Below are 25,795 nucleotides of genomic sequence, written 5' to 3'. Positions count from 1 at the left end.
GTGGCGCCCGGCGCCCGGACCAGCCCGGGCGCGTGCCGTTGGCTCAGAAGGTCGGCGCCAGGCCCGGCAGCACCGCCTGCACCTGGGCGCGGAACAGCGCCTTGATCCGCTCCAGCGCCGCCGCGTTGTCGGCCTCGAAGCGCAGCACCAGCACCGGCGTGGTGTTGGACGCGCGGACCAGCCCCCAGCCATCCGGGAAGTCGACGCGCAGGCCGTCGATGGTCAGCAGCCGCGCGCCGGCAAACGGCGAGCCCTCCTGCTGGGCCTGGGCGACCAGGTCGGCGACCAGCGCGTGCGCATCCTGCCCGTCCACCGGCAGCTTGATCTCCGGCGTGGCCACGCTGTCGGGCAGTTCGGCCAGCACCTCCGACGGCGATTCCTCGCGCTGGGCCAGGATCTCCAGCAATCGCGCCGCCGCGTACAGGCCGTCGTCGAAGCCGTACCAGCGCTCCTTGAAGAAGAAATGGCCGCTCATCTCACCGGCCAGTTCGGCGTCGGTCTCGCGCATCTTCGCCTTGATCAGCGAGTGCCCGGTCTTCCACACCAGCGGGCTGCCGCCGTTGCGCAGCACGTAGTCGGACAGCTTGCCGGTGCACTTGACGTCGTAGATCACCAGCGCGCCGGGGTTGCGTTGCAGCACGTCGGCGGCGAACAGCATCAGCAGGCGGTCCGGGTAGATCACCGTGCCTTCCTTGGTGACCACGCCGAGGCGGTCGGCGTCGCCGTCGAAGGCCACGCCCAGGTCGGCGTCGAAGCGCCGCACGGTCTGCACCAGATCCTCGAGGTTGTGCGGCTCGCTGGGATCGGGATGGTGGTTGGGGAAGGTGCCGTCGACGTCGCAGTACAGCGGCACGACCTCGGCGCCGATCGCTTCCAGCAGCCGCGGCGCCAATTCGCCGCCGACGCCGTTGCCGGCATCGGCCACGACCTTGAGCGGGCGGTCCAGCTGCACGTCGTCGGCGATGCGCTGGATGTAGTCGTCGCCGACGTCGCGCTGCTGCAGCCGGCCCGGCTCCTCGGCCGTGGGCAGGCGGCCGGCGCTGATCCGCGCGTACAGGTCGGCGATGGCCGCGCCGGACAGCGTCTCGCCGCCGACCACGATCTTGAAGCCGTTGTAGTCGGCCGGGTTGTGGCTGCCGGTGACCGCCACGCAGCTGCCGGCGCGCAGGTGATAGGCGGCGAAGTAGACCACCGGGGTCGGCGCCAGGCCGATGTCGGTGACATGGCAGCCGGCGCGGCGCAGGCCTTCGATCAGCGCGGCCGACAGTTCCGGCCCGGACAGGCGGCCATCGCGGCCGACCACCACCTCGTTGAGTCCCTGCTCCTTCATCACCGCGCCGATCGCCTGGCCGATCAGCGCCGCGACCTGCGGGCTGAGGTCGCGGCCGACCACGCCGCGGATGTCGTAGGCGCGGAAGATCTCCGGCGCCACTGCTAACGCCGGCACCGGCTTGGCCGGCGCGGCCTCCTCGGCGGCCGAGGGCGGCGGCGGGGGCGGCTCCTGGCGCTGCAGGCTCTGCTGCAGGGTGTGTTCTTCGGTGGCCGCGGCGTCGGCGCGGCGTACCCGCGGCTGCGGCAGGCGCCCGCGCGCGGCCAGCAACAGCAGTGCGCCCAGCACCAGGCAGAGGCCGGCAACCAGCAGGCAGGGCATCGCCCCCAGCCCCAGCGGACCGGCTTCGCTATCCGGCAGCGAGGCGACCATGCGCAGGCCGCTGTCGCCGACCGGGCGCGACAGCGCGTCGGCACGGTCGTGCAGCGCATTGTTGCCGGCGGCAATCACGTCGTAGTTGCCCTGGCGCAGCGCCAGATAGCCGCTGCCCGGCACCGGCGCCTGCGCGACCGGGTCGGTCAACAGCGCCAGCGGCAGGCGCAGGTAGACCACCGCGGGGGTGCCGCCCAGCGATACCGGCGCGGCCAGCCCGAGCCGCGGGCCGCCGCCGTCGCGAATCACCGCACTGGCGATCTTGTCGCTCAGCAGGGTCTTTTCCAGCAGCGCCAGGCGGCCGTAGCCGAAGCGCGCCGCATCGGTATAGCCCGGCTCCAGGTCGGCCGGCAGTACCTGCGCGTCCTCGGCCTGCGCCCAGTCCGCGCGCAGCGCCTGGGCCGCGGCCGCGGCGTCGCCGCGGCTCAGGGCCGCCTGCACGGCCGGCTGCTGCAGGCGCTCGGACAGGCGTTTGCCCACGCCCGCCAGCGCCTGCTGGGTCTGCGTCACCGCGGCATCGCGCGCCTGCTCCAGGGTGGTGGCGGCCTGTTCGGCGCGCCATTGCTCGACCCCGCTCCAGCCGAACCAGACGACCATCAGCACCAGCAGCACCGTCAGCAGAGGCGCCACCTTGCGCAAACCCTGCGGCACCGGCCGCGCTTGTGTTGCCTCGCTCATGCAGACGATCCCCTGTCAGCGCACTCCGGTATGGCCGAATCCACCCGTTCCCCTGGCGCTGTCGGCGAAAGTATCCACCACCTGCAGGGCAACACGCACGACCGGCATCACCACCAGTTGCGCGATGCGGTCGCCGGGGGCGATGGTGAAGTCCTCGCGGCCGCGGTTCCAGACGCTGATCAGCAGCGGTCCCTGGTAGTCGGCATCGATCAGGCCGGTGCCGTTGCCGAGCACGATGCCGTGGCGGTGGCCCAGGCCCGAACGCGGCAGCACCACTGCGCACAGCTGCGGATCGGCGATGTAGATGGACAGGCCGCTGGGGATCAGCGCGGTGTCGCCCGGGGCCAGGGTCAGCGGCGCCTCGGTGGCCGCGCGCAGGTCGAGCCCGGCGCTGGCTTCGGTGGCGTAGTCGGGCAGCGGCCAACTGTCGCCGAAGCGCGGATCCAGCAGCTTCACCTGCAGCGGATGGGGCGTGGGAGTGCTCATGCGTGCAGCCTCTGCGCGATCAGGTCCAGCAGTTGTTCGGCCAGCTGCGTCTTGGAGACCGCCGGGAAGTCGCGTTCGCCGTCCTGCCAATAGGCGGTGGCCGCGTTCTGGTCGCTCTCGAAGCCGTTGCCGGCCACCCCCACCCGGTTGGCCACGATCAGGTCCAGGTGCTTGTCGGCGAGTTTGCCACGGGCATAGCGCTCGATGTCGTGGGTTTCGGCGGCGAAACCGACCACCAGCTTCAGCGCCTGGGTCTGCGCGGCGACCTCGGCCAGGATGTCCGGGGTCCGGGTCAGCTCCAGGGTCAGGGTCTCGCCGCTCTTCTTGATCTTCTGCGCCGCCACGTGTTTTGGCGTGTAATCGGCGACCGCGGCAGTGCCGATGTAGATGTCCGCCGGCAGTGCGCCCAGCACCGCCTCGCGCATCTGCGCGGCCGAGCGCACGTCGATGCGCTGCACGCCATCGGGCGTAGACAAATGCACCGGACCGCTGACCAGCACCACCTCGGCGCCCTGCCGGGCCGCGGCCGCGGCCAGCGCGTAGCCCATCTTGCCGCTGCTGCGGTTGCCCAGGTAGCGCACCGGATCCAGGTCTTCGTAGGTGGGACCGGCGCTGATCAGCAGGCGCAGGCCGCGCAGGGCGCCGGTGGCGCCAGTGCCGGAACGCGACGGGACGGCGGTGGCGGCGGCCGGCGTGGCCGACGCGGCGCCCTGGTCCGTGCGCCCAGCCAGCGCCGCGACGATCTGCCCGGGCTCGGCCAGGCGGCCGGGGCCGGACTCGCCTTCGGCCAGCGGGCCGTCGTTGGGGCCGACCACCTGTGCGCCACGCTGGCGCAGGGTGGCGATGTTGGCCTGGGTGGCCGGGTGCAGCCACATGCGGTGGTTCATTGCCGGACACACGGTCAGCGGGGCGGTGCTGGCCAGGCACAGCGTGCCGACCAGGTCGTCGGCCAGCCCGTGCGCCAGGCGCGCCAGCAGGTCGGCGGTGGCCGGCGCCACCACGATGTGTTCGGCCCAGCGGGCCAGTTCCAGATGGCCCATCGCCTGTTCCGCGCCGCTGTCCCACAACGTGGTGCGGGTGAGATGGCCGGACAGCGCCTGGAAGCTCAGCGGGGTGACGAACTGCTGCGCGCCGGCGGTCATCGCCACCTGGACCTCGGCGCCGGCATCGCGCAGCCGCCGCACCAGTTCCAGCGCCTTGTAGGCGGCGATTCCCCCGCCGACGCACAACAGCACACGTCGCCCCGGCAGGGGCCTCTCGAAAATCGCGGTCACGTCGGGAATGTCCTACCCATACAAGGACGATTAGCTTACCCGATGGCTTTTGGCGGCCTGATACCGTTGCGCCATGTCGGCCGGCACCCTGGCGATATGCACATCTCCGACTGGCCCTGCGAAGAACGTCCCCGGGAAAAGCTGCTGGCGCGCGGTCCCCGGGCCCTTTCCGACGCCGAACTGCTGGCGATCTTTCTCGGCTCCGGCCTGCCCGGCAGCGACGCGGTACGCACCTCGCGCGACCTGCTGCACCGGCACGGGCCGTTGCGCACGCTGCTGGACCGGTCGCCCGGCGACCTGGTGCGCCTGCCCGGGCTGGGGCCGGCGCGGGCCTGCCAGCTGTCGGCGGCGCTGGAACTGGGCCAGCGCCACCTGGCCGCGGAACTGCAGCGCGGCGACACCCTCAGCAACCCGGTCACCGCCGGCCGCTACTTCGCGCAACGCCTGCGGGCGCGGCCGTACGAGGTCTTCGCCGCCTTGTTCCTGGACACCCGGCACCGCTGGCTGGCCTTCGAGGAACTGTTCCAGGGCACCGTGGACGGCGCCGAGGTGCATCCGCGCGAGGTGGTCCGGCGTGCGCTCACGCTCAATGCCGCCGCCGTGATCATCGGCCACAACCACCCGTCCGGGAACCCGGAACCCTCGCCCGCCGACCGCGCCGTCACCGACCGGCTGAAACAGGCGCTGGACCTGATCGACGTGCGCCTGCTCGACCACTTCATCGTCGGCGACGGCGTCCCGGTCTCGATGGCCTCGCGCGGCTGGGCCTGAACCGGTGCGCGTGGCGGGCTGGGCCGGGGTGGCGCGCGCGCCCCGCAAGGCGACCCCAGCCCGGCGGGCGCGCAGCAGGCCCGGGGCGCAGGCCTGCGCCCGGTCACGGCGCCACGGCTGAGGTCGGGCTGAACCCGGGACGGGCCGGGAGGCGGCGGGTCGGGTAAAATCGCCGGTTCCGCGCTTCAAGCAGAGATCTCGTGAAATCCCAACTCCGCGCCCTGATCGGTCAAGGCATCGAAGCCTTGCGCGCCAATGGCACCCTGCCGGCCGACACCCTGCCGCCGGACTTCGTGGTCGAGCGCCCCAAGACCCGCGAGCACGGCGACTTCGCCACCAACGCGGCAATGCTGCTGGCCAAGGCCGCGCGCACCAATCCGCGCGCCCTCGCCCAGCAATTGGTGGACGCGCTGCCGGCCAACGACGATGTCAGCAAGGTCGAGATCGCCGGCCCCGGCTTCATCAATTTCCACCTCGGCCCCGGCGCCTACCAGCGCGAGGTGCTGGCGGTGCTCAAGCAGGGCGAGGACTACGGCCGCAGCCTGGTCGGCAACGGCCGCACCGTGGGCGTGGAATACGTCTCGGCCAACCCGACCGGGCCGCTGCACGTCGGCCACGGCCGCGCCGCGGCCATCGGCGACTGCCTGGCGCGCCTGCTCGAGGCCAACGGCTGGAATGCCAAGCGCGAGTTCTACTACAACGACGGCGGCAACCAGATCGAGAACCTGGCGCGGTCGGTGCAGGCGCGCGCCCTGGGCAAGACCCCGGACAGCCCGGACTGGCCGGAAGAAGGCTACCGCGGCGACTACATCCAGGACGTGGCCGAGGCCTACATGGCCGGCGCTGCAGTCGACCTGGAGGGCCACGTGGTCACCGGCGCCAAGGACCCGCAGGACCTGGACGCGATCCGCCGCTTCGCCGTGGCCTATCTGCGCAACGAGCAGAACCACGACCTGGCCGCGTTCGGCGTGGATTTCGACATCTACTTCCTGGAAAGCTCGCTGTACCGCGACGGCAAGGTCGAGGAAGCGGTGCAGAAGCTGGTCGCCTCCGGCCACACCTACGAGGACGGTGGCGCGCTGTGGCTGAAATCCACCGATTTCGGCGACGACAAGGACCGCGTGATGCGCAAGTCCGACGGCACCTATACCTACTTCGTGCCGGACGTGGCCTACCACCTGAGCAAGTGGCAGCGCGGCTACGTGCGCGCCATCACCGAACTGGGCGCCGACCATCACGGCTCGCTGGCGCGCGTGCGCGCCGGCCTGCAGGCGATGGACCTGGGCATCCCCAAGGGCTGGCCGGAATACGTGCTGCACCAGATGGTCACGGTGATGCGCGGCGGCGAGGAAGTGAAGTTGTCCAAGCGCGCCGGCAGCTACCTGACCCTGCGCGACCTGATCGAGGAAGCCGGCCGCGATGCCACGCGCTGGTTCCTGATCGCGCGCAAGCCCGATTCCCAGCTCACCTTCGACATCGACCTGGCGCGCCAGCAGAGCAACGACAACCCGGTGTTCTACGTGCAGTACGCGCATGCCCGCGTGTGCAGCCTGCTGCGCCAGGCGCAGGAGAAGAAGCTGGACTACGACCAGGCCGACGGCCAGGCGCAACTGAACCGGCTCAGCGACGCGACCTCGCTGGAACTGATGCAGGAACTCTCGCGCTACCCGGAAGTGGTGGAGAATGCGGGACATGCGCTGGAGCCGCACCTGATCGCGCAATACCTGCGCGAACTGGCCACGGCCTTCCACACCTGGTACCACGGCACCCCAGTGCTGGTGGACGACGCCGGCGAACGCAACGCCAAGCTGACCCTGGCGGTGGCGGCGCAGCAGGTACTGGCGAACGGTCTGAATCTCCTGGGCGTCTCGGCCCCGGAAAAAATGTGAGTGGAGAAGCGGTAAATGGCAGCACGACGCGGTAAGACCCAGGCCCGGCGCAACACCGGCAACGGCACGCCCGGATGGGTGTGGCTGATCGCCGGCGCGGCGATCGCCGCGGTGGTGTTCCTCGGCGCGCCGGGCCTGTTCAAGAAGGACGGCGACTTCCTGCGCGTGGGCGGCCCGCGCGCCAATCCGGACGCGCAGCCCGCACCGGTGGCCGATGCCGACGTCGATGCGGCCCCGGAGCTGCCCAAGCCCGCCGCCAACGCGGCCGGCAGCACCAAGCCGGAGGCGAAGAAGGACGCGCAGACCCAGTACGACTTCTACACCCTGCTACCCGGCAAGGAAGTGCAGATGTCCGACGCCGAACTGGCCGCCAGCGCGCGCGCCGAGGCCATTCGCCAGGCCAAGGCGCAGGCCGCCGCAGGCACGGCGGCCGCCGGCACCACTCCGGCCGCGGCCGCCACTGCGCCGACCGCGACGGCCGCCAATCCGACCCCGCTGCCGGAAACGCCGAGCACCGCGGCCAGCGCCACGCCGGCCGCCTCCAGGCCAGCGGCCGCGGCGGCAACGCCGGCCGCGACCACCGCACCGGCGGCTGCCGCGGCGACTGCGGCCCCCGACACCGCACGCTACATCCTGCAGGCCGGCTCGTTCGGCGCCTCCGGCGATGCCGAGTCGACCAAGGCCAAGCTGGCGATGCTGGGCCTGTCGGCGCGCGTGGAATCGGCGCAGATCAGCGGCAAGACCGTGTACCGCGTGCGCATGGGGCCCTATGGCACCGCCAGCGAACTGGCCGAGGCCAAGCAGAAGTTGAACGGCAGCGGGCTGTCGGCGATCGCGATCAAGGCGCAGTGAAGCCGGGATTGGGGAATCGGGAATCGGGATTCGGAGAAGCGGGTTCCGTGTCGTTTTCGTCTTCGCGTGCATGCATGCCGCGTCGCCAATGACGCGTCGACGCTGACGCGGCGATGCAGTTCAATGGCCGCGGGCTGCCGGCGATCGATCAGGGCGCAGTAGTGCCGGGAATCGGGAATGGGAAGAGCGCGTGCTCGCCCGTTCCCTGAGACCTGTGGCTACGGGACAGAATGCTGGGTTGTCTGCGACGCCGCGGCGGCGGCGCTGATCGCGCGCGTGCGGTGATCCTCCGCGTGCGCAAGGCGGCGTGACGCCCTGCCACCGCATTTGCTTTTACCATTCCCGATTCCCCCCTCCCCATTCCCGGCCCCCCAATGACCCAGACTGCCCTGATCACCGGTGCCACCTCCGGTTTTGGCGCCGCCGCCGTGCGCCGCTTCGTCGACGCGGGCTGGCGCGTGATCGCCACCGGCCGCCGTGCCGAGCGCCTGCAGCCGCTGCTGGACGCCTTCGGCGCCGAACGCGTGCACATCGCCGCCTTCGACATCCGCGATACCGACGCGCTGGACGCGATGCTGGCGGCGCTGCCCGAGGCGTTCCGCGGCATCGACCTGCTGGTCAACAATGCCGGCCTGGCCCAGGGCACCGCGCCGGCGCAGGCCGCGCAACTGGACGACTGGCGCACGATGATCGACACCAACGTCACCGCGCTGGTGACGCTGACCCATCGCCTGCTGCCGACGCTGATCCAGCGCCGCGGCGCGATCATCAACATCAGTTCGGTCGCCGCGCTGTATCCCTATCCCGGCGGCAACACCTACGGCGGCACCAAGGCCTTCGTCAGCCAGTTCTCGCTGGGCCTGCGCTCGGACCTGCATGGCACCGGCGTGCGCGTGACCGCGATCGAACCGGGCATGGCCGAAACCGAGTTCACCCTGGTCCGCACCCATGGCGACCAGAAGGCTTCGGACACGCTCTACCAGGGCGCGCAGCCGATGACCGCCGAGGACATCGCCGAACAGATCTTCTGGGTGGCGACGCTGCCGCCGCACCTGAACATCAATCGGCTGGAAATCATGCCGGTGACGCAGTCCTTCGCCGGCTTCCAGGTCGCGCGGCAACCGGCCTGAACGGCCGCGGGGCCGCGACGCGTCTTTTCTCGCTCACGCGGCGGAGCCCCTCTACCGCCACGCGGCAGCGACGCTCATCGATTGCGCCGGTCGGATGACAATTCCGACAATGCCTTAACGAAATGATATAACATATCTTTCATGGAGCCATGCCCGGTATCGGGCGGCGCACCACTTGCTCGCCTGCAGCCCGCCGCTGCCGCCAGCCTCCCCTCCGCTTCGTCCAAAGCCACCATGAAGACCTACACCCATGCCCTCGCCGTGCTGGCCGGGCTCGCGGCCGGCGACGGCGCCGCGCAGACGTCGCCCGACACCACCACCACGCTCGGCACCGTGGAAGCGCGGCGCCACAGCGCCGCCTCGCTGTCCACGCGCAACATCCTCAGCTCGGTCGACGTGCTCGGCAGCGAACAGATCGGCGACAAGGCCGTCATGAACAGCTGGGAGCTGCTCGGGCAGATGCCCGGCATGCAGCTCACCGAAACCCGCCAGGGTGCCGAGTCCGGCAAGGTCACCTTCCGCGCTTTCAACGGCGAGGGCTACATCAACGGCATCAAGGTGCTGATCGACGGCGTGCCGAGCAACGTCAACAGCGGCAACCAACGCTTCATCGACATGATCTTCCCGCTGGAGATCGCCTACATCGAGGTGGTGCGCGGCACCAACGATCCGCGTTACGGCCTGCACAACATCGGCGGCAACTTCAACATCGCCACCCGCCAGGGCGGCGACTACCAGGACCTGCGGCTGCGCTATGGCAGCTTCGCCACCCGCGAACTGCAGTACGCCGTCGGCCATGAGGCCGATGGCCTGGCGCAGAACTATTTCGTCGGCGCGCAGGCCGCGCATGGCTATCGCCAACACGACAGCTCGCGCAAGTACACCCTGGGCGGCAAATGGTTCTATGGCGAAGACGACGATGCCGCCCGCATCGGCCTGATCGCCCGCGCCTACCATCACGACGCCGACGAACCGGGCTTCCTCACTGCCACCGAGTTGGCCGAGGGCCGCGAACAGTCGCCGCCGAAGAACGCCAACGACGGCGACGACCGCGACATGCGCCAGGCCAGCGTGCATGCCGACTTCAAACTCGGCGACGGCCTGCACCTGCGCAATACGCTGTACTTCAACCGTTATGAAGACGACCGCCGCGTCACCTTCACCAATTACCCGGTGGGCAATGCGCCGCGGCAGCGTCGGCAGTGGGACGAAACCCAGACCGGCCTGCTCAGCACCGTCACCTGGCAGGCCAGCGACCTGCTCAGCGTGGAAGCCGGCGTCAACGCCGAGCACCAGGACAACCGCTACCGACGCTCGCGCTACGCCTACAGCGTGCCGACCGATTTCGATCGCGCCCCGGCACGCGTGCAGAACGACGACCGCTACAGCCTGGACAACCTCGGCCTGTACCTGCAGGCGGTAATCCAACCGAGCGATGCGCTGAAGATCGTCCCCGCATTCCGTGCCGACCGCTTCTCCGGTGAGACCGCGCTGCCTGGCGGCATCCACGCGCCGCTGCAGCGCTACGGCTGGATCGACCAGCCCAAGCTCAGCGTGATCTACGCGCTGACGCCGCAGCTGAGCGTGTACGCCAATTGGGGCCGCACCTTCCAGATCCTCACCGGCTCTACCGCGCCGGCCTATCTCACCCCGGGCCAGCCGGCGTTCCGGCCCTCGATCAACACCGGCAAGGAGCTGGGCCTGAAACTGCAGCCGGTGGCCGGCACCGAGGCGCGCGTGGCGGTCTGGCGCCAGAACGCCACCGACGAAGTGGCGAACATGCCCAGCACCGGCACCACGGTCGGCCTCGGCCAGACCCGTCGGCAAGGCGTGGACCTGCAACTGAGCACACAACTGGGCGAACGCTGGACGGCGTGGATCTCGCACGCGCTGCAGGAAGCCAAGGTGGTCAGCGCCTACACCGCCGCCGGCGAGTCGCTGCGCGGACGCGAGGTGTTCTCCACGCCGCGCTACATCAGCAACGTCGGCCTCGACTACCGGCCCGACGCGCGCTGGAAGTTCGGCGTGCAGGCGCGCGCGCAGGGCGACTACTACATCGACGAACGCAACACGCAGGGCAAGTACGGCGGCTTCCGCGTGGTCGATGCCAGCGTGCGTTACCAGCTCAGCCCGCGCGCAAGCCTCGACCTGCAGATGAAGAACCTCACCGACGCGCGCTATGCCTACGTCTGGTACGACAACTTCTTCTGGGGCGGCAACGACCAGCCGATGTTTTCGCCAGCGCCCGGACGTTCTGCCTATCTCGGTTTCGAACTGCGGCTGTAGGGCAACTCGCATCACCTGCATCCGCCACAGCGTGCTGCGCAGGAGCGGCTTCAGCCGCGACGGGCTTCACCGCGAACGCCACCATCGCGTCTGAAGAAACCGCGCCGATGGGGCACGTCCCGGGGTGAGAGGTGCCCGGCAGCGGTGTTTGCCTGGGCAAGGATAGCGGCGCAGTCGTCGGATGCGACGTCCTCGCCGCATGTGGTACGGTTCCGGCGTCGCCAGCCTTCGCGCAAGCCTTCCGCCCGTTCACCGGAGTGCTTTGCGATGCTCTCTCCCTCTCCGTTCGACCGCGCCGTCCTTTTCTCGCAGGGGCCGCGACGATGACCGACTTCATTACAGACGCGGCACAGCTGCAGGATTGCGTGGGCCGTCTGCCTGGTCCGCGCGACATGAAGGTGATCGACCATCTGGACGCGCACGCGCTGCGCTGGCTGGCCGCCAGCCCGCTGCTGTTCGCTGGCGTCGCGGCTCAGCGACTGGCGCTGAGCGTGGGCAGCGGTGCGCCCGGCTTTGCGCGCGGGGACACCCCGCACCTGCTGTCGATCCCGCTGCAGGCGCTGGATGCGGCCCACACGCCTGTCGGCGCCGGCTTCGGCTCGCTGTTCCTGGTGCCCGGCCTGGGCGAGACCCTGCGCATCAATGGCCGCATCGCCGGCGACGACGGCACGCGCCTGTTCGTTGCCGTCGAGGAATGCTATCTGCACTGCGCCAAGGCCCTGCTCCGTGCCGACTGGTGGCAGGTCGCGGAATCCACCGACGAAGCGCCACCGCAGACGCCGGATGGATTTCTGGGAAGTTGCCGGCTGCTGGTGCTGGCCACCGCCGATGCCGAAGGCCGCGTCGATGTCAGCCCGCGCGGCGATCGCGCCGGCGCCTTGCTGCAAGCCCACCGCGACGCCTGGTGGTTCGCCGACCGCCCAGGCAATCGCCGCGTCGACAGCCTGGGCAATCTGCTGGCGCGGCCGCAGATCGCGCTGCTGGCGCTGCGCCCCGGCAGCGCGCGCTGCGTGCGCATCGAAGGGCTCGCCCGTCCCAGCACCGATGCAGCGATCCGCAGCGCGCTCGCGGTCGATGGACGCGTTCCGCATCTTGCGGTGCGGGTGCTGCCGGCAGTGCTCGAAGACATCCACAGTCCTGCGCTGCGCCGCTTCGACCACTGGCCGCCCACTGCCATCGCACACGACCTGGACCCGCCGACGATCTTCCGCGACCACGTCAGGCGCAGCGGCGCGCGCGGCGCCCAGGCCACGCTGCTGCGCGCGGCGGTCTCGGTGCCCGGCATGGTCCGCAAAGGACTGCAGGCCGACTACAAGAAGAACATGTACTGAGCGCGCAACGCCGCCGGTTCACCCGTCTGCGTCGATCGCGTCGGGCGCGCTGAGGTGATGCACCGCATAGCAGTGCGCATCGTCGTCCGCCGGCGGCAGGTCGCGCCACAGATGAAACCGCAGCCGTGTCCATCCCTGCGGTTCGTAACCGTGCACCGTGGCCAGCACGCGTTCGTCAGGCGCGTGCATGTCGTCGTCGCTGTCGTTTTCCAAGGCAGGCGCTGGTGCCTGAAGTACGCGGGTGGCGTAGCGCGCCGTGCGCAGCGCCGCGGACGTCCATGCCGTGCCGACCATCCACGACTGCACTGGCGGGCGGCCGAAGGCCTCGCACAGTGCGGCGAACGCGGGACCGGCGAGAAACGCATGCATCGCTGCCGCATCGCGCCACAGATAGAACGGCGCATACAGGTTCTGCCGGGCGTGCAGGAGCGGATCGCCGCGATCTGCGACCAGGTAAGCCTTGAACAATAGCCCCGGCAGCGTATCGAGCAACGGCCCCTTGTCGGCGATGCGGCGGCGGATGATCGCCATGTCGTAGTCCGCCGGCAGCGCGATGCTGTACTGCATGGCGATCATGCCGGTGCTCCGCTGGCGGCAATGCCGGCGCGGCCGCCGCCGAAGGACCAGTCCTGCGCCGCGGTGGTGACGATGGTGACCATCACGTCCTCCGGGGCGATGCCCGGCGCGATCGCCAGCAATTCGACCAGCCGCCGGTAGAACGCCTGCTTGCAGGCGTCGCTGCGTTCGCGACCGGCGGTGATGGCGATCAGCACGAAGCCATCCGAGCGCGGCCCGCCCAGGTAGTGGCGGTCGAACACCAGTTCGTCCGGGTCGTGCTGGTGGATGACCTGGAAGCAGTCGCCAGCCGGCACGTCGAAGGCCTCGTGCATGGCCTGGTAGAGGCTGGCCGACAGCGCGCGCAGGTAGGCAGGCGGATGACCGCGCAGTAGCGAGATGCGGGCGTACGGCATCAGCGCGCCTCCATCGTGGCCGGCTTCGCCGCGTCGGCGGCGCGCAGCAACGGCAACGCCGATGCCGCGCACGGCCAGCCGGCGTAGAACGCCAAGTGGGTGATGGCTTCGGCCAGGGCCTCGCGGTCCAGGCCGTTGTCTAGCGCGCGTGCCAGGTGAAACGGCAGCTGCTCCAGCCGATACAGCGCGATCAGCGTGGCCACCGTGATCAGGCTGCGTTCGCGCGGCGACAGGCCCGGGTGCTGCCACACCTCGGCGAACAGCACCTCGTCGGTCAGGCGGGCGAAGGCCGGCGCGATGTCGCCGAACGCGGCCTGCGGGGAAGGAAACGGCATGGCTGGGTCGGACATCGGGCAGGCCTCGCGTGGGAACGGACACAGCCTAGTCGCGCACAACCTTCCGAAAAATCGGAAAATATCGAAACGACCATCCGGAAAATCAGGATCGACAGATGCGCCCCATCACCTTCGACCTCGACGCGCTGCGCAGCTTCGTCGCCGGCGTGGAACTGGGCAGCTTCGCCAAGGCAGCCGACCGCCGTGGGCGCTCCACCTCGGCGATCAGCGCGCAGTTGAAAAAGCTGGAGGAGCAGGCCGGGCAGCCGGTGCTGCGCCGCCAGGGCCGCGGCCTGGCCCTGACCGAGGCCGGCGAAGCCTTGCTGGGCTACGCGCGGCGGCTGCTCGAGCTCAACGACGAGGCCGTCGTGGCCCTGCAGGACACGGCGCTGCAGGGCTGGGTGCGGCTGGGGCTGCAGGAGGACTTCGGCGAGCACATGCTGCCGGACGTGCTGGGGCGCTTCGCCCGCGCCCACCCGCAGGTGCGGATCGAAGCGCGCATCGCCCGCCACCAGGAACTGCTGGCGCGGGTGGAGGCGGGGCACCTGGACCTGGCCCTGGCCTGGGAGTCCGGCGCCGCCTCGCCGCATCGGCAGGCGCAAGCGGCGTGGCCGCTGCGCTGGATCGCCGCAGACGACCGCAGCAGCCTGCCCACGACGGCCACCTGGAGCGGCGACGCGCCGCTGCCGCTGGTGATGCTGGAAGCACCGTGTCTGCTGCGGACGGCCGCGACCACCGCCCTGGACCGCGCCGGCATCCCGTGGCGCATCGCCTTCACCAGCGCCAGCCTTGGCGGGGTGTGGGCGGCGGTCCGCGCCGGATTGGGCATCACCCTGCGCACCCCGGCCGGCGTGCCGGCCGGACTGACCCTGCTGGCGCCCGGCGCCGGTGGCCTACCGACACTGCCGGCACTGGGACTGACCCTGCACCGCGCGGTCGCCACGCCGCCGCCGGCGGTGACACGGCTGGCGGAGATCGTGCAACAGCGCCTGCAGGCGGCACATGCGGCGCTGGCAGAGCGCGGATGAGCACCGTCGCAGGGTGTCAGCTGCCGGACAGCGCGAGCGGGGCGGGAACGCTGCGTCGCTCGCGCAGGCGCAGGAACGGCCGTTCCACCGCGTAGTGCAGGACAGCCGCGAACAGCAGTGCCATGCCGGCATAGGCGGCGAAGGCGAGCAGGCCGCGGCCGTCCAGTTGCGCGCCGAACCACACCTGGGTCAGATGGAACGCGGCCTTGTGGCTCAGGTACAGGCTATAGGACACCGCGGCCAGCCAGGCCGCACCCGGCACCCGGCAACGCCCCCACCATCCCTGCGTGGAGGCGCCAGCGCCGACCAGCAACGCCAGCCCCAACGACAGCACCGGCCAGCCGATCGCATTGCCGAGCAGGCCGGTGCGATCGCGGAACAGCCACATCGCCAGCGCGCAGACCACGATCCCGGCAAGCGCCACGGCGCTGGCATGGCGCTGGAGGCGCTGCCACTGCTGAGGCCGGAAGGTCTTCAGGACCGCCAACGCCACGCCGGCCAGCAGGCCGTCCAGGCGGTTCCAGGTCGGGTAGTAGAGATCCTCGATGAACCAGTTGCGCTGCAGCCCGGCACCGATGCGATCCAGTGCGCTGTCATGCAGCCAGATGGCGCTGCGCAGGGCGATGCCGGCCAGCACCACGGTCACGCACAGCGCCACGAAACGCGGCGCGGACGGCCGCCGCAGCAGCCACGCCGCCAGCAGCGGGAACACCAGGTAGAAGTGCTCTTCCACGCACAGCGACCAGGCATGCGAGAACGCCTGCTGGTTGGCGTAGTCGATCCCCAGGTTGAGGGTAAAACTGGCAAACAGCCACCACGGCGCGATCCCGGGCGCCTCGCGAAAACCGGGCCAGGCCAGATACAGCGTCAGCACCACCGCGTACGCCGGCAGGATGCGGTAGGCGCGGCGCCGGTAGAACTCGCCGTAGCGCAGCGGCTCGCCGCGGGCCAGCGGCGCCAGTACCTGGCCGCCGATCAAAAAGCCGCTGAGCACGAAGAACAGGTCCACGCCCATCCAGCCATAGCGCGACAGCCACTCCCAATCCGGGCCCAGCCCACCGACCACGAAGGAGTGGAACAACATCACCCAGACGATGGCGGTGGCGCGCAGCAGGTCGAGGCCGGGATAGCGCATCGTAGGAGGTTGGCGGTGGGGAGCGAGCAGCTTACTGGCTGCATCGCCGGTTGCGGCAGCAGCCGTCTACCGACGCCCAAGCGATCGCGCCTGGAAGATGCAGTCGCGGCGCCAGGCGGCCAGCCCCAAGATTGCGTGCACGGGCGTACCCTCACCCCAACCCCTCTCCCGGGGGGAGAGGGGCTTGCGTGGGTCGCCGCTGTCAGCCCAGCGGTTCGTCGGACAAGTAGGTGTAGCCGGTCAGGCCGGCCTCGAGCGCGTCGGCCAGTTCCGTCGCCTGCGCGGCCGGCAACTGCGCGGCGGCCACGCGTTCGGCGTAGGCGGCGCGCAGGTCGTCCAGGCGGTAGCCAACGTAGTCCAGCATCACGTCGGTGGTGTCGCCGCGGCGCTGCTGGGCGATGCGGTAGCCGTCGCCGTCCACCGCCACTTCCACCGCGTCGGTATCGCCGAACAGGTTGTGGATGTCGCCGAGGATCTCCTGGTAGGCGCCGACCAGGAAGAAGCCGATGCGGTAGCTCTCGCCCGGGCGCAGCGCGTGCAGCGGCAGCGAGCTGTCCAGGCTTTCGTTCTCGACGTAGGTCTTGACCATGCCGTCCGAATCGCAGGTCATGTCGCAGACCACGCCGCGCCGCGCCGGCGCCTCGTTCAGGCGCTCGATCGGCACGATCGGGAACACCTGGTCGATCGCCCACACGTCGGGAATCGATTCGAACACGCTGAAGTTGACGAAGTACTTGTCGACCAGGCGCTCGTTGAGCTCGTCCAGCACCGGGCGGTGGCTCTTTTCCTCGTGACTCAGCCGCGCGCGCACGCCGTGGGCGATGGCGTAGAACAGGTCGTCGATGCGCGCGCGGTGGGTCAGGTCGATCTGGCCCAGGGCGTAGCCACTGAGGCCTTCGGCATGGAAATGCTGCGCCTCCTGGAACAGCTCCACCGCCGGACGCTGGTCCAGTTCGGCATGGATCTCGCGCAGGTGGCGGATCGCCGCCGGTTCGTCGTCGTGCGCATCCGGCACGCGGCCTTCCGGCGCCTGCTCCACCTCGGACACGTTGGCGATCAGCACCGCGTGGTGCGCGGTCATCGCGCGCCCGCACTCGGTGACGATGCGCGGCGGCGCCAGGCCGTGCTCCTCGCAGGCGCTGGCCAGCGGCTGCACGATGTTGCTGGCGTAGGAATGCAGGCCGTAGTTGATCGAGCAATAGCTGCGCGAGCGGGTGCCTTCGTAGTCGATCCCCAGGCCGCCGCCGACGTCGACGTGGCTGATCTTCGCGCCCAGCTTGGACAGCTCGACGAAGTAGCGGGTGGCCTCGCGCATGCCGTTGGCGATGTCGCGCACGTTGGAGATCTGCGAGCCCATGTGGAAGTGCAGCAGGTTCAGCGCGTCGGCGTACTCGGTGTCGCGCAGGGTCTTCCACAGGTCCAGCACCTGCCGCGGCGACAGCCCGAACTTGGCCTTGTCGCCGCCGCTGTTCTGCCACTTGCCCGCGCCCAACGAGGCCAGGCGCATGCGCACGCCCAGGCCCGGCTTCACGTCCAGCGCGCGCGCCTCCTCCAGCACCAGCTTCAGCTCCGACGGCTTCTCGATGACGATGAAGGTCTGCAGGCCGAGCTTGCGCCCGATCAGCGCGAGACGGATGTATTCGCGGTCCTTGTAGCCGTTGCAGACGATCAGCCCGCCCGGCCGCGACAGCGCCAACACCGCCATCAGTTCCGGCTTGCTGCCGGCCTCCAGGCCGAAGCCCTCGCCCTGGTGGCTGGCCAGGGTGCCGGCCACGCCGCGGTGCTGGTTGACCTTGATCGGGTACACCGCGGTGTAGCCGCCGGTGTAGTCCCAGTCGGCCTGGGCCTGGGCGAAGGCGGCCTGCAGCTTGCCCAGGCGCTCGCCGAGGATGTCGGGGAAGCGCACCAGCATCGGCAGCTTGGCGCCGGCCGCGCGCGCGGCGTCCACCACCTCCGGCAGCGCGATCGCCACGCCGTCGGCGCCCTGCGGCCGCACCACCACCCGGCCGGCCGCGTCCACGTCGAAGTACCCGTCGGCCCAGTGCGGGATCGAGTAGGTCTTGCGGGCTTGGTCGAGGGACCAATCGCTCATCGTGGCGGCTCGGCTGACGGAAAAAGGGCGTGGATTGTAACCCCTGCTACGCGTGGGGTCCGTTACAATCCGCGCCGTTCCGATGCCCTCGGCTCCTGGTGGAGCCGTGCCGGGTTCGTGGGCGCGTGGTGCGGGCTGGATGCGCGAGGCTGCGCCCGACCCTCATCCGGCGCTTCGCGCCACCTTCTCCCGGGGGGAGAAGGAAACGCTGCATTCTTTTTGCTTTCCTAGGACATTCCATGAGCGCCAACGACAACTGGTACATCGAACACTTCCAGCCCACCGGCTCGGCCATCGGCTATCGCATCACCGGCAAGCTGGACGAGGTGCAGTCGCCGTTCCAGAAGATCGAGATCTACGACACCACCGACTGGGGCAAGCTGATGGTGATCGACGGCGCGGTGATGCTGACCACGCGCGACAACTTCTTCTACCACGAGATGATCAGCCACCCGGCGCTGTTCACCCACGCCGCGCCCAAGCGCGTTGTGATCATCGGCGGCGGCGACTGCGGCACCCTGCGCGAAGTGCTCAAGCACCCGGGCGTGGAAAGCGCCACCCAGTGCGACATCGACGAGCAGGTCACGCGCATGGCCGAGAAGTACTTCCCGGAGCTGTGCGACTCCAACAACGACCCGCGCGCCGAACTGCTGTTCGACGACGGCGTGGCCTACATGGCCAACTGCCCGGCCGGCAGCGTGGACATCGTCATCGTCGACTCCACCGACCCGGTCGGCCCGGCCGAAGGCCTGTTCAACAAGGCCTTCTACGAGAGCTGCTTCAAGGCGCTGAAGGACGACGGCATCCTGGTGCAGCAGTCCGAATCGCCGCTGGCGCTGCTGGACCTGATCAAGGAAATGCGCGCGGAGATGGGCAAGGCCGGCTTCGCCAGCTTCCACACCGTGCCGTTCCCGCAGCCGTGCTACCCGACCGGCTGGTGGAGCGTGACCATGGCGCGCAAGCAGGGCAGCTTCGACTTCCGCCAGGACGACGCCGCGGCCAAGCCGTTCGCCACGCGTTACTACAGCGCGCACCTGCACACCGGCACCCAGGTGCTGCCGCCGTTCGTGGCCGAGGCGCTGGGCGGCTAAGCCCCGACCCTCTTCGGCATCGGCGCGCGCTCGACGTGCGCCGATGCCACGGATCGCAGGCGCTGCCCCGGTGCTCGACGCTCGACTATTCCCGTATCACCTCATTCGCCGCGGCCACGGCGGCGTCTGAGCCGACGCCTGGCGCGAGCGTGCCTGGCCTATCCGGCTGGCGCGAAACCTACGCCGGTAGTCACGGCTTCAGCCGCGACAGGCTTTACCAGGAACGCGCCCTCGCGGCTGAAGCCGCTCCTACCGCGCGTCCATGCCACGCCGATGCAGGCGCGGTGACTGCGTTACAGCGCGTCCGCGTCCAGTTCGCCGGTGCGGATCCGCACCACCGTGCCCAGGTCGTAGACGAAGACCTTGCCATCGCCGATCTTGCCGGTGGCGGCAGCCTTGACGATGGCCTCGACCACGCGCTCCACCTGGTCCTCGCTGACCGCCACTTCCAGCTTCACCTTGGGCAGGAAATCGACCACGTACTCGGCGCCGCGGTACAGCTCGGTGTGGCCCTTCTGCCGGCCGAAGCCCTTGACTTCGGTGACGGTGATGCCGGCCACGCCCTGCGCGGCGAGCGCTTCGCGCACGTCGTCGAGCTTGAACGGCTTGATCACGGCCATGATCATCTTCATGCGGCGTTCTCCAATCACAATGGCCTCAGGATAGCGCGGTTGCGCGATCGGCGGCCGTCGGGTTCAATGGCCGCGCGCCCCCAACGCCGGAATTTTCCGACAGCGCGCCGCGTCCGATCCCGATGGTCCCGACCTTCCCGGTGCCGCACTCTGACGCCACCTGCCGGAGCACAGCCATGATCGACCTCAACCATCTCGACGACCTCGCCCGCCGCCTCAGCGACCTGGTGCCGCCGGGTCTGCGCCAATCCCGCGACGAGCTGCAGAGCACCTTCAAGAGTGCGCTGCAGGCCGGGCTGGGCAAGCTCGACCTGGTCACCCGCGAGGAATTCGAAGTGCAGCGTGCGGTGCTGCTGCGCACCCGCGAAAAGCTCGAAGCGCTGGAGCGCAGCGTCGCCGCGCTGGAAGCGGTGCGCAGCGGGCCCACGCCCAGCCCCAACGCCTGATCCACCCGCCACCATGAGCCTGGCGCTGGTGCACAGCCGTGCCCGCGCGGGGGTGCTTGCGCCTCCGGTTCGGGTCGAAGTCCATCTGTCCGGCGGCCTGCCGACCACCCAGATCGTCGGCCTGCCCGAAGCCGCGGTGCGCGAGTCGCGCGATCGCGTCCGCGCCGCCCTGCTCTGCGCGCAGTACGAGTTCCCGGCACGGCGGATCACCGTCAACCTGGCCCCGGCCGACCTGCCCAAGGAGGGCGGCCGCTTCGATCTGCCGATCGCGCTGGGCATCCTCGCCGCCGCCGGCCAGCTCGACCCGCAGGTGCTCGGCCAGTACGAATTCCTCGGCGAACTGGCCTTGACCGGCGAACTGCGCCCGGTCGACGGGGTCCTGCCGGCCGCGCTGGCCGCCGCCGAGGCCGGGCGCACCCTGATCGTCCCCGCCGACAACGGCGCCGAGGCGGCACTGGCGCAACACGTGCAAGCCTTCACCGCGCGCACCCTGCTGGAGGTCTGCGGATTGCTCAACGGCAGCAAGACCCTGCCTGCGGCGGCGGCGCCGCCGGCGGTCGCCGCGCCCTTTCCCGACCTGAGCGACGTCCGCGGCCAGGCGCAGGCGCGGCGCGCCCTGGAGATCGCCGCGGCGGGGCATCACCACCTCTTGCTGATCGGCAGTCCCGGCTGCGGCAAAACCCTGCTGGCCTCGCGCCTGCCCGGGATCCTGCCCGAAGCCAGCGAAGCCGAGGCGCTTGAGAGCGCGGCCATCGCCTCGGTCAGCGGCCGCGGCGTGGATCCGGCGCGCTGGCGGCAACGCCCGTACCGCGCACCGCACCACACCGCCAGCGCGGTGTCGCTGGTCGGTGGCGGCAGCCATCCGCGTCCCGGCGAGATCTCGCTCGCGCACCATGGCGTGCTGTTCCTGGACGAGCTGCCCGAGTGGAACCGGCATGCGCTGGAAGTGCTGCGCGAGCCGCTGGAATCGGGCCAGGTGACCGTGTCGCGCGCGGCGCGCAGCGCCGAGTTCCCTGCGCGCTTCCAGTTGGTGGCGGCGATGAACCCCTGCCCCTGCGGTTGGGCCGGCGACCCCAGCGGCCGCTGTCGCTGCAGCGAGGACGCGGTGCGGCGCTATCGCGCACGCATCTCCGGGCCGCTGCTGGACCGCATCGATCTGCACGTGGAGGTGCCGCGGCTGCCGCCGCAGGCGCTGCGCGCCGATGCGCCACCCGGCGAATCCAGTGCCGCGGTGCGCGCGCGGGTGGAGCAGGCGCGGCAACGCCAGCAGGCCCGCGCCGGCCGGCCCAACGGCCAGCTCGGCCACAGCGAAACGCTGCGCGACTGCCGCCTGCAACCGCGCGACGAGGCGCTGCTGGAACAGGCCATCGAGCGCCTGCGGCTGTCGGCACGCTCGCTGCAACGGATCCTGCGCGTGGCCCGCACCATCGCCGACCTGGACGCCAGCGACGCCATCGCCACCGCGCACCTGACCGAGGCCATCGCGTACCGGCAGTTGGACCGGGGCGAGCCGACGGCGAGCGCCGTGGGTCCGACGTCACCCGTGGCACGCCGCCTGGTCGGTTGAAGAAGCCGCAGCGGGCCGGTGTGTCCCGCTCTTCGGCACCCGGCAGCGATGGACGAGCGCATCTCCTGCCATACGCGCCTACCCGCTGGCAGCGTTCACCCACTCGGCGAGCAAGGCATTGCACCGCCTGGCATGGGTGAAGGTCATGCCATGCGACGCACCGGCCAGCACCTCATGGCGCGCCCGCGGCAGCCGGGCCGCCAGCGCGGCGGCGTTGTCGCGGTACTGCGCCGGGCTGCGTTCGCCGGCGACCAACAACACCGGCATCGTCAGGGTGGCGGCCTGCTCGGGTCGGTACGCCGGTAGTGCATCCGCGATCTGCGGCACCAGGGTCTGCGCGTTGTCGCGCACCATCTGCCGGAAGCTCGCGCTGCTGCGCGCCCAGGCGCCGGGCTGGCTGACCGAATCGACGAAGCATTCCAGGCCGGCCTCGACCTGGCCGCCCTGCAGCAACGCGATCGCCTGCGCGCGGACCGCCTGCACCGCGGCCGGCAGGCCCTGCGGTTGCGTGCCGCCGGGATCGAACAGGGTCAGGCTGGCGATGGCGTCCGGACGCAGCAATGCCGCCTGCCAGGCGACGGCCGCGCCGCGAGAATGGCCGACCAGGTGTACCGGCCGCGCCTCCTCGGCGATGAAGGCGGCGAGCTGCTGCGCATGCCAGCGCCAGCCGAATGCATGCCGCGACGCCGACGGCAGCCGCGGGTAGTACTGGCCCAGGCTCAGCGCGCTGAGCTGGAAGCGGTCGGCCAGTCCGCGCACCTGCGGCGCCCAGTAGCGGTAGTCGCACAGCGCCCCGTGCACCAGAAACACTGGTGCGCCCTCGCCTACCCGCAGATAGGCCAGCGCATCGTCCGCACCCAACCTGCGCACCGCGGGCTTGGGCAACGCGGTGCGCGGACTGACGGTACGCGGAATGGTCATGTCAGAGCGCAAACCTGCGCGGTGCGCCGGATGCGCAGGCACGGGCCGACGATGCCGGCATCTGCGGCGCAACAGGCGGCAGGATGGGCAGGCACAAGAGCAGGAATGGGAACGATGAGCGCTGGCATGCGCATACGATAGCCGCGTCGCCGGCATGCGCGCTGCGGCGCCTGTGGGCCTGTTGACCGAGCACGCGCTCGTCGGAAAAGGCGATGCGAAGGACGCAGGGGCAGGACTGGATGGCGCGCCCGGAGGGATTCGAACCCCCGACCAATGGCTTCGGAAGCCACTACTCTATCCGGCTGAGCTACGGGCGCAACGGACGCGCATTCTAACGGCATTCGTCGGCCGCGTCTCCCCCATCGGCGATACCAGGGCGACATGCGCGACCCAAGAAGCAGGCGGCTTCCGTCGCGGCCGCTCCAACCCGATTCGCGGCGGGCGTGCCGGCGACGCCGATGCCGACCAACCGGGCGTTCCCGATCCGCGACGCCGGCCAGAACAGCGCGTCACGCAGGCCATCCCCGCATCCATCCACGCGCCCACGCGCCATGGCGTCACAATCGCCCGGTGCACCGCGCAGGCCAGCCGCCCCAGCACCGCGTGCTGCCGCCCACACCACCCGGCTGCTACCCTTGCGCGATGGGTTACGAACGCTACGAAACGCCTGCCGCGCTGCCGCCGCGCGCGCGCCTGGGCCAGTACTGGAAACTGCTGCGCGGCGACCGGCCGATCGGCGTGCTGCTGCTGCTGTGGCCGACCTGGTGGGCGCTGTGGCTGGCTGCCGACGGGGTACCGCCGCTGTGGACCCTGTTCGTGTTCACCGCCGGGGTCTGGCTGACCCGCTCGGCCGGCTGCGTGATCAACGACTACGCCGACCGCTGGCTGGACCCGCAGGTCGAGCGTACCCGCAGCCGGCCGCTGGCCACCGGTGCGGTCAGCGGCCGCGAGGCGCTGGCGGTGTTCGCGGTGCTGATGCTGGTGGCGTTCGCACTGGTGCTGACGATGAACGCGCTGACCATCGGCCTGAGCGTGGTCGGGCTGTTCCTGGCCGCCAGCTATCCCTACCTCAAGCGCTACACCTACCTGCCGCAGGTCTACCTGGGCATGGCCTTCGGCTGGGGCATCCCGATGGCCTTCGCCGCGGTGCGCGGCGAGGTGCCTGCGCTGGGCTGGCTGCTGTACGCGGTCAATATCCTGTGGGCCACCGCCTACGACACCTGGTATGCGATGGTCGATCGCGAAGACGACCTGCGCGCCGGCTCCAAGTCCACCGCAATCCTGTTCGGCGAACTGGACCTGGTCATCCAGGGCGTGCTGTACGCGCTGATGTTCGTCGCCCTCGCCTTCGTCGGCCACCGCGCGGACCTGGGCGTGTGGTACTGGGCCGGGCTGGGCGTGGCGGCGCTGCTGGTCGCCGCCGAGTTCCGCATGGCCCGGCACCGCGAACGCGCAGCCTGCTTCCGCGCCTTCCTGCACAACAACTGGGTCGGCCTGGCGATCTTCGCCGGCATCGCCACGGCGCTGGCGTTGCGCGCCGCCTAGCAGCTGTCGGGCTCACGCGCAGCGCGCGTCATGCGCTGGAACCAACTTCAAGTCCTCGCAAAGGCCGCTGCTCCGGCGCTCGCCGAGATGAGCCAGCGCGCCCCCCCGCCGCGGCTCCTCGCACCGATGCGTTCTAGCGTTTGGCGGCCGGTGCCGGCACGGTCGCGGCAGGCGCGCGGGTCAACAGCGCCAATATCCGCTGCTGTTCCTGCGTGTCATGCAATCCGCTGAGCCGCAGGCTGTCGCCCGGCAACGGCGCCATGATCGTGGCCACGGTCAGCACCTGGCCATCGGCGAGCAGGGCGACCGGCTTGCCGACGTTCTGCGCGGTGGCCTGGGTCAGCCGTTGGCCGTGCCCAGGAAAGCGCAGATCCAGCGCAGGCTGGCCATCGCCGTTGTCGGCGGACGCGACGGTCGCCGCCTCTTCCACGACCAACAGCGCCTGTGGTGCCAGGTACACCGGCTGTCCGTGGTCGTCGGCCTGGACATAGGCGTGGATAGGCGTATGGCTGGCCAGGCGCCATTCGATCTTCGCCTTGACCTCGCTGGCAGCGGCGGCGTCCGGCGCCTTGCCAGCCCCACACCCGGCGACACCGAAGACGCACAGCGCCGTCCACAGAGCCAAAGCCTTCCAGCGCATCGCACGCTCCTTTCGTTGTTGGCCTGTTCACCAGCATAAAGCCGCGCGTGTCTGCCGACCGTTCATGCGCCAAGGCGTCGGCGCTCTGGCAGAGATCACCCCTGCGGCACCTCGGCCGATGCGCGCGGCGCAGTGCGTCGCGGTCGGCGCTCACGACAGACAATGTGCCGCGCCGCACGTCCTTTGCTGCCGAGCCCCCTGTGCCAGCGCGTGCGACAGACGCACCACGCTCACGGCACCCGCGCCACCACCCAGGCATCGACTCGTTCCACGCCGGCACGGCGCAGCGCCTTTGCCGCAGCGTGCAGGGTCGCGCCGGTGGTCATCACGTCATCGATCAGCGTCACATGTGCCGGCAATACTGCCGAGGCCGGCACCGCGAACGCACCACGCAGATTGCGCCGGCGCGCGCGGGCGTCCAGTTCGGATTGCGCCGCGGTCGCCCGCACCCGCTGCAACTCCAGGCACAGCGGCACGTCCAGCGCGCGCGCCAGCGGCTTCGCCAGTTCCAGCGCCTGGTCGTAGCCGCGCTGGCGCAAGCGCGCAGGATGCAGCGGCACCGGCAGCAGCGCCTGCGGCCGCGACAAGGCCGCGCAGCGTGTCTGCATCAATGCGGCGAGCAGGCGCCCGGCCGCCAGGTCCTGGTGGAACTTGAAGCGGCGCAACAGGCCATCGACCGGCGCGGCGTACACGCAGGCGCTGGCGACCCGCTCCAGCAACGGCGGCCGACGCTGGCACCCGCCACAGACCTGCTCGGCATCCAGCGCCGGCAGCGGCAGCGCACAGCGGCAACAGGCCGCCGCGTTCCAGGGCACGCCGTCGCGACAGGCGGCACACAGGTCCAGGCCCGGCACGCCGGGCTCCCCGCACACCAGGCAGCGTTCCGGCAACAGGCGGCGCTGCAGCCAGCGCCAGCCTCCGTCAACCAAACCAGCCCTCATGAAGTTGACAGGACTTTGCATGCTCACCAGACTGCCCGCTTTCCCAGCCGCT

General features: G+C 70.5%; 23 protein-coding genes and 1 tRNA gene. 11 read left to right on the top strand and 13 right to left on the bottom strand.

Annotation, left to right across the window (positions count from 1 at the left end; genetic code table 11):
* Positions 1-43: 43 nt before the first annotated feature.
* The 3 genes from AC1PLR_RS02265 to coaBC are packed head-to-tail and all read right to left on the bottom strand — an operon-like array spanning position 44 to position 4,140.
* Positions 44-2,380: a phosphomannomutase/phosphoglucomutase gene (locus AC1PLR_RS02265; RefSeq protein ID WP_481102523.1), complete on the bottom strand. Its 2,337-nt coding sequence runs from the start codon at positions 2,378-2,380 to the stop codon at positions 44-46.
* A 15-nt stretch (positions 2,381-2,395) separates the two neighbouring features.
* Positions 2,396-2,866, bottom strand: a complete 471-nt coding sequence (gene dut / locus AC1PLR_RS02260) for a dUTP diphosphatase (protein WP_010342059.1) — start codon at positions 2,864-2,866, stop codon at positions 2,396-2,398.
* Positions 2,863-4,140 (bottom strand): bifunctional phosphopantothenoylcysteine decarboxylase/phosphopantothenate--cysteine ligase CoaBC, encoded by a 1,278-nt coding sequence (coaBC, locus tag AC1PLR_RS02255; RefSeq protein WP_481069763.1) that lies wholly within the window; start codon positions 4,138-4,140, stop codon positions 2,863-2,865. Before coaBC ends, dut begins: the two co-directional genes overlap by 4 nt.
* Before the next feature lie 96 nt (positions 4,141-4,236).
* Here coaBC and radC point away from each other — a divergent pair, with 96 nt between their 5' ends.
* The 6 genes from radC (at position 4,237) to AC1PLR_RS02225 (ending at position 12,399) form a co-directional block, all read left to right on the top strand.
* The gene (gene radC, locus AC1PLR_RS02250) at positions 4,237-4,911 is read left to right on the top strand and encodes a RadC family protein (RefSeq protein ID WP_010342061.1); all 675 of its coding nucleotides are present in this window, start codon (positions 4,237-4,239) and stop codon (positions 4,909-4,911) included.
* A 200-nt stretch (positions 4,912-5,111) separates the two neighbouring features.
* Positions 5,112-6,800 carry an arginine--tRNA ligase gene (argS, locus tag AC1PLR_RS02245; RefSeq protein ID WP_019800498.1) on the top strand — a complete coding sequence of 563 codons (1,689 nt, stop codon included), beginning with the start codon at positions 5,112-5,114 and terminating at the stop codon, positions 6,798-6,800.
* Positions 6,801-6,815: 15 nt separating this feature from the next.
* Positions 6,816-7,652, top strand: coding sequence for an SPOR domain-containing protein (locus AC1PLR_RS02240; RefSeq protein WP_481102522.1), 837 nt, complete (start codon positions 6,816-6,818; stop codon positions 7,650-7,652).
* A gap of 374 nt (positions 7,653-8,026) precedes the next feature.
* Positions 8,027-8,782 carry an SDR family NAD(P)-dependent oxidoreductase gene (locus AC1PLR_RS02235; protein ID WP_010341843.1) on the top strand — a complete coding sequence of 252 codons (756 nt, stop codon included), beginning with the start codon at positions 8,027-8,029 and terminating at the stop codon, positions 8,780-8,782.
* Between the two features lie 234 nt (positions 8,783-9,016).
* Entirely contained in the window at positions 9,017-11,068 is a 2,052-nt protein-coding gene (locus AC1PLR_RS02230; RefSeq protein WP_481102521.1) for a TonB-dependent receptor, read from the top strand.
* Positions 11,069-11,199: 131 nt separating this feature from the next.
* Positions 11,200-12,399: a pyridoxamine 5'-phosphate oxidase family protein gene (locus AC1PLR_RS02225; RefSeq protein WP_481102520.1), complete on the top strand. Its 1,200-nt coding sequence runs from the start codon at positions 11,200-11,202 to the stop codon at positions 12,397-12,399.
* 18 nt (positions 12,400-12,417) lie between these two features.
* On the opposite strand, the gene AC1PLR_RS02220 is transcribed toward AC1PLR_RS02225, so the two are convergent.
* The 3 genes from AC1PLR_RS02220 to AC1PLR_RS02210 are packed head-to-tail and all read right to left on the bottom strand — an operon-like array spanning position 12,418 to position 13,720.
* Positions 12,418-12,975 (bottom strand): DUF4865 family protein, encoded by a 558-nt coding sequence (locus AC1PLR_RS02220; protein WP_481102519.1) that lies wholly within the window; start codon positions 12,973-12,975, stop codon positions 12,418-12,420.
* Positions 12,972-13,370 carry a tautomerase family protein gene (locus tag AC1PLR_RS02215; RefSeq protein ID WP_481099722.1) on the bottom strand — a complete coding sequence of 133 codons (399 nt, stop codon included), beginning with the start codon at positions 13,368-13,370 and terminating at the stop codon, positions 12,972-12,974. The genes AC1PLR_RS02220 and AC1PLR_RS02215 overlap by 4 nt, the downstream gene beginning before the upstream one ends.
* On the bottom strand, positions 13,370-13,720 hold the full coding sequence (locus tag AC1PLR_RS02210) for a carboxymuconolactone decarboxylase family protein (protein ID WP_481102518.1): 351 nt from the start codon (positions 13,718-13,720) through the stop codon (positions 13,370-13,372). Before AC1PLR_RS02210 ends, AC1PLR_RS02215 begins: the two co-directional genes overlap by 1 nt.
* A 101-nt stretch (positions 13,721-13,821) precedes the next feature.
* Between AC1PLR_RS02210 and AC1PLR_RS02205 the strand changes: the two genes are divergently transcribed.
* A complete protein-coding gene (locus tag AC1PLR_RS02205; RefSeq protein ID WP_481102517.1) occupies positions 13,822-14,733 on the top strand; it encodes a LysR substrate-binding domain-containing protein in 912 nt (303 codons plus the stop codon).
* A gap of 16 nt (positions 14,734-14,749) precedes the next feature.
* Here the strand turns inward: AC1PLR_RS02205 and AC1PLR_RS02200 are convergent, their stop codons facing one another.
* On the bottom strand, positions 14,750-15,868 hold the full coding sequence (locus tag AC1PLR_RS02200) for an acyltransferase family protein (RefSeq protein WP_481102516.1): 1,119 nt from the start codon (positions 15,866-15,868) through the stop codon (positions 14,750-14,752).
* Positions 15,869-16,070: 202 nt separating this feature from the next.
* Positions 16,071-17,960 carry an arginine decarboxylase gene (gene speA, locus AC1PLR_RS02195; RefSeq protein WP_267093388.1) on the bottom strand — a complete coding sequence of 630 codons (1,890 nt, stop codon included), beginning with the start codon at positions 17,958-17,960 and terminating at the stop codon, positions 16,071-16,073.
* 239 nt (positions 17,961-18,199) lie between these two features.
* Here speA and speE point away from each other — a divergent pair, with 239 nt between their 5' ends.
* Positions 18,200-19,051, top strand: coding sequence for a polyamine aminopropyltransferase (gene speE, locus AC1PLR_RS02190; RefSeq protein WP_481102515.1), 852 nt, complete (start codon positions 18,200-18,202; stop codon positions 19,049-19,051).
* Between the two features lie 293 nt (positions 19,052-19,344).
* Here speE and AC1PLR_RS02185 read toward each other — a convergent pair whose 3' ends face one another.
* The gene (locus tag AC1PLR_RS02185) at positions 19,345-19,683 is read right to left on the bottom strand and encodes a P-II family nitrogen regulator (RefSeq protein ID WP_010341856.1); all 339 of its coding nucleotides are present in this window, start codon (positions 19,681-19,683) and stop codon (positions 19,345-19,347) included.
* Positions 19,684-19,859: 176 nt separating this feature from the next.
* On the opposite strand from AC1PLR_RS02185, the gene ubiK reads away from it, so the two are divergent.
* The gene (gene ubiK / locus AC1PLR_RS02180) at positions 19,860-20,129 is read left to right on the top strand and encodes a ubiquinone biosynthesis accessory factor UbiK (RefSeq protein WP_481102514.1); all 270 of its coding nucleotides are present in this window, start codon (positions 19,860-19,862) and stop codon (positions 20,127-20,129) included.
* Between the two features lie 13 nt (positions 20,130-20,142).
* On the top strand, positions 20,143-21,696 hold the full coding sequence (locus AC1PLR_RS02175; protein ID WP_481102513.1) for a YifB family Mg chelatase-like AAA ATPase: 1,554 nt from the start codon (positions 20,143-20,145) through the stop codon (positions 21,694-21,696).
* Positions 21,697-21,774: 78 nt separating this feature from the next.
* On the opposite strand, the gene AC1PLR_RS02170 is transcribed toward AC1PLR_RS02175, so the two are convergent.
* Both AC1PLR_RS02170 and AC1PLR_RS02165 read right to left on the bottom strand, forming a co-directional pair.
* Positions 21,775-22,617, bottom strand: a complete 843-nt coding sequence (locus AC1PLR_RS02170; RefSeq protein ID WP_371181093.1) for an alpha/beta fold hydrolase — start codon at positions 22,615-22,617, stop codon at positions 21,775-21,777.
* A 240-nt stretch (positions 22,618-22,857) separates the two neighbouring features.
* Positions 22,858-22,934: transfer RNA gene (locus AC1PLR_RS02165), tRNA-Arg, on the bottom strand.
* 325 nt (positions 22,935-23,259) lie between these two features.
* Between AC1PLR_RS02165 and ubiA the strand changes: the two genes are divergently transcribed.
* Positions 23,260-24,162 (top strand): 4-hydroxybenzoate octaprenyltransferase, encoded by a 903-nt coding sequence (gene ubiA, locus AC1PLR_RS02160; RefSeq protein ID WP_371181092.1) that lies wholly within the window; start codon positions 23,260-23,262, stop codon positions 24,160-24,162.
* Between the two features lie 133 nt (positions 24,163-24,295).
* Here the strand turns inward: ubiA and AC1PLR_RS02155 are convergent, their stop codons facing one another.
* Positions 24,296-24,802 (bottom strand): SecDF P1 head subdomain-containing protein, encoded by a 507-nt coding sequence (locus tag AC1PLR_RS02155; protein WP_371181091.1) that lies wholly within the window; start codon positions 24,800-24,802, stop codon positions 24,296-24,298.
* Between the two features lie 230 nt (positions 24,803-25,032).
* Positions 25,033-25,764 carry a ComF family protein gene (locus tag AC1PLR_RS02150; RefSeq protein WP_481102512.1) on the bottom strand — a complete coding sequence of 244 codons (732 nt, stop codon included), beginning with the start codon at positions 25,762-25,764 and terminating at the stop codon, positions 25,033-25,035.
* Between the last annotated feature and the right edge of the window lie 31 nt (positions 25,765-25,795).

This window comes from Xanthomonas sp. NCPPB 3570, from assembly GCF_056725115.1.
The sequence above is the reverse complement of the archived record's forward strand: the minus strand, read 5'-3'. Positions and strand labels throughout refer to the sequence as shown.

Bases quoted from the DNA above. Each gene is read 5' to 3' on its own strand.
- AC1PLR_RS02235 (WP_010341843.1), top strand. From the start codon at position 8,027: ATGACCCAGACTGCCCTGATCACCGGTGCCACCTCCGGTTTTGGCGCC.
- AC1PLR_RS02210 (WP_481102518.1), bottom strand. From the start codon at position 13,720: ATGTCCGACCCAGCCATGCCGTTTCCTTCCCCGCAGGCCGCGTTCGGC.
- AC1PLR_RS02205 (WP_481102517.1), top strand. From the start codon at position 13,822: ATGCGCCCCATCACCTTCGACCTCGACGCGCTGCGCAGCTTCGTCGCC.
- AC1PLR_RS02175 (WP_481102513.1), top strand. From the start codon at position 20,143: ATGAGCCTGGCGCTGGTGCACAGCCGTGCCCGCGCGGGGGTGCTTGCG.
- AC1PLR_RS02155 (WP_371181091.1), bottom strand. From the start codon at position 24,802: ATGCGCTGGAAGGCTTTGGCTCTGTGGACGGCGCTGTGCGTCTTCGGT.
- AC1PLR_RS02170 (WP_371181093.1), bottom strand. From the start codon at position 22,617: ATGACCATTCCGCGTACCGTCAGTCCGCGCACCGCGTTGCCCAAGCCC.
- AC1PLR_RS02150 (WP_481102512.1), bottom strand. From the start codon at position 25,764: ATGCAAAGTCCTGTCAACTTCATGAGGGCTGGTTTGGTTGACGGAGGC.
- AC1PLR_RS02240 (WP_481102522.1), top strand. From the start codon at position 6,816: ATGGCAGCACGACGCGGTAAGACCCAGGCCCGGCGCAACACCGGCAAC.
- AC1PLR_RS02265 (WP_481102523.1), bottom strand. From the start codon at position 2,380: ATGAGCGAGGCAACACAAGCGCGGCCGGTGCCGCAGGGTTTGCGCAAG.
- AC1PLR_RS02220 (WP_481102519.1), bottom strand. From the start codon at position 12,975: ATGATCGCCATGCAGTACAGCATCGCGCTGCCGGCGGACTACGACATG.
- speA (WP_267093388.1), bottom strand. From the start codon at position 17,960: ATGAGCGATTGGTCCCTCGACCAAGCCCGCAAGACCTACTCGATCCCG.
- AC1PLR_RS02185 (WP_010341856.1), bottom strand. From the start codon at position 19,683: ATGAAGATGATCATGGCCGTGATCAAGCCGTTCAAGCTCGACGACGTG.
- ubiA (WP_371181092.1), top strand. From the start codon at position 23,260: ATGGGTTACGAACGCTACGAAACGCCTGCCGCGCTGCCGCCGCGCGCG.
- AC1PLR_RS02215 (WP_481099722.1), bottom strand. From the start codon at position 13,370: ATGCCGTACGCCCGCATCTCGCTACTGCGCGGTCATCCGCCTGCCTAC.
- ubiK (WP_481102514.1), top strand. From the start codon at position 19,860: ATGATCGACCTCAACCATCTCGACGACCTCGCCCGCCGCCTCAGCGAC.
- speE (WP_481102515.1), top strand. From the start codon at position 18,200: ATGAGCGCCAACGACAACTGGTACATCGAACACTTCCAGCCCACCGGC.
- AC1PLR_RS02200 (WP_481102516.1), bottom strand. From the start codon at position 15,868: ATGCGCTATCCCGGCCTCGACCTGCTGCGCGCCACCGCCATCGTCTGG.
- dut (WP_010342059.1), bottom strand. From the start codon at position 2,866: ATGAGCACTCCCACGCCCCATCCGCTGCAGGTGAAGCTGCTGGATCCG.
- AC1PLR_RS02230 (WP_481102521.1), top strand. From the start codon at position 9,017: ATGAAGACCTACACCCATGCCCTCGCCGTGCTGGCCGGGCTCGCGGCC.
- radC (WP_010342061.1), top strand. From the start codon at position 4,237: ATGCACATCTCCGACTGGCCCTGCGAAGAACGTCCCCGGGAAAAGCTG.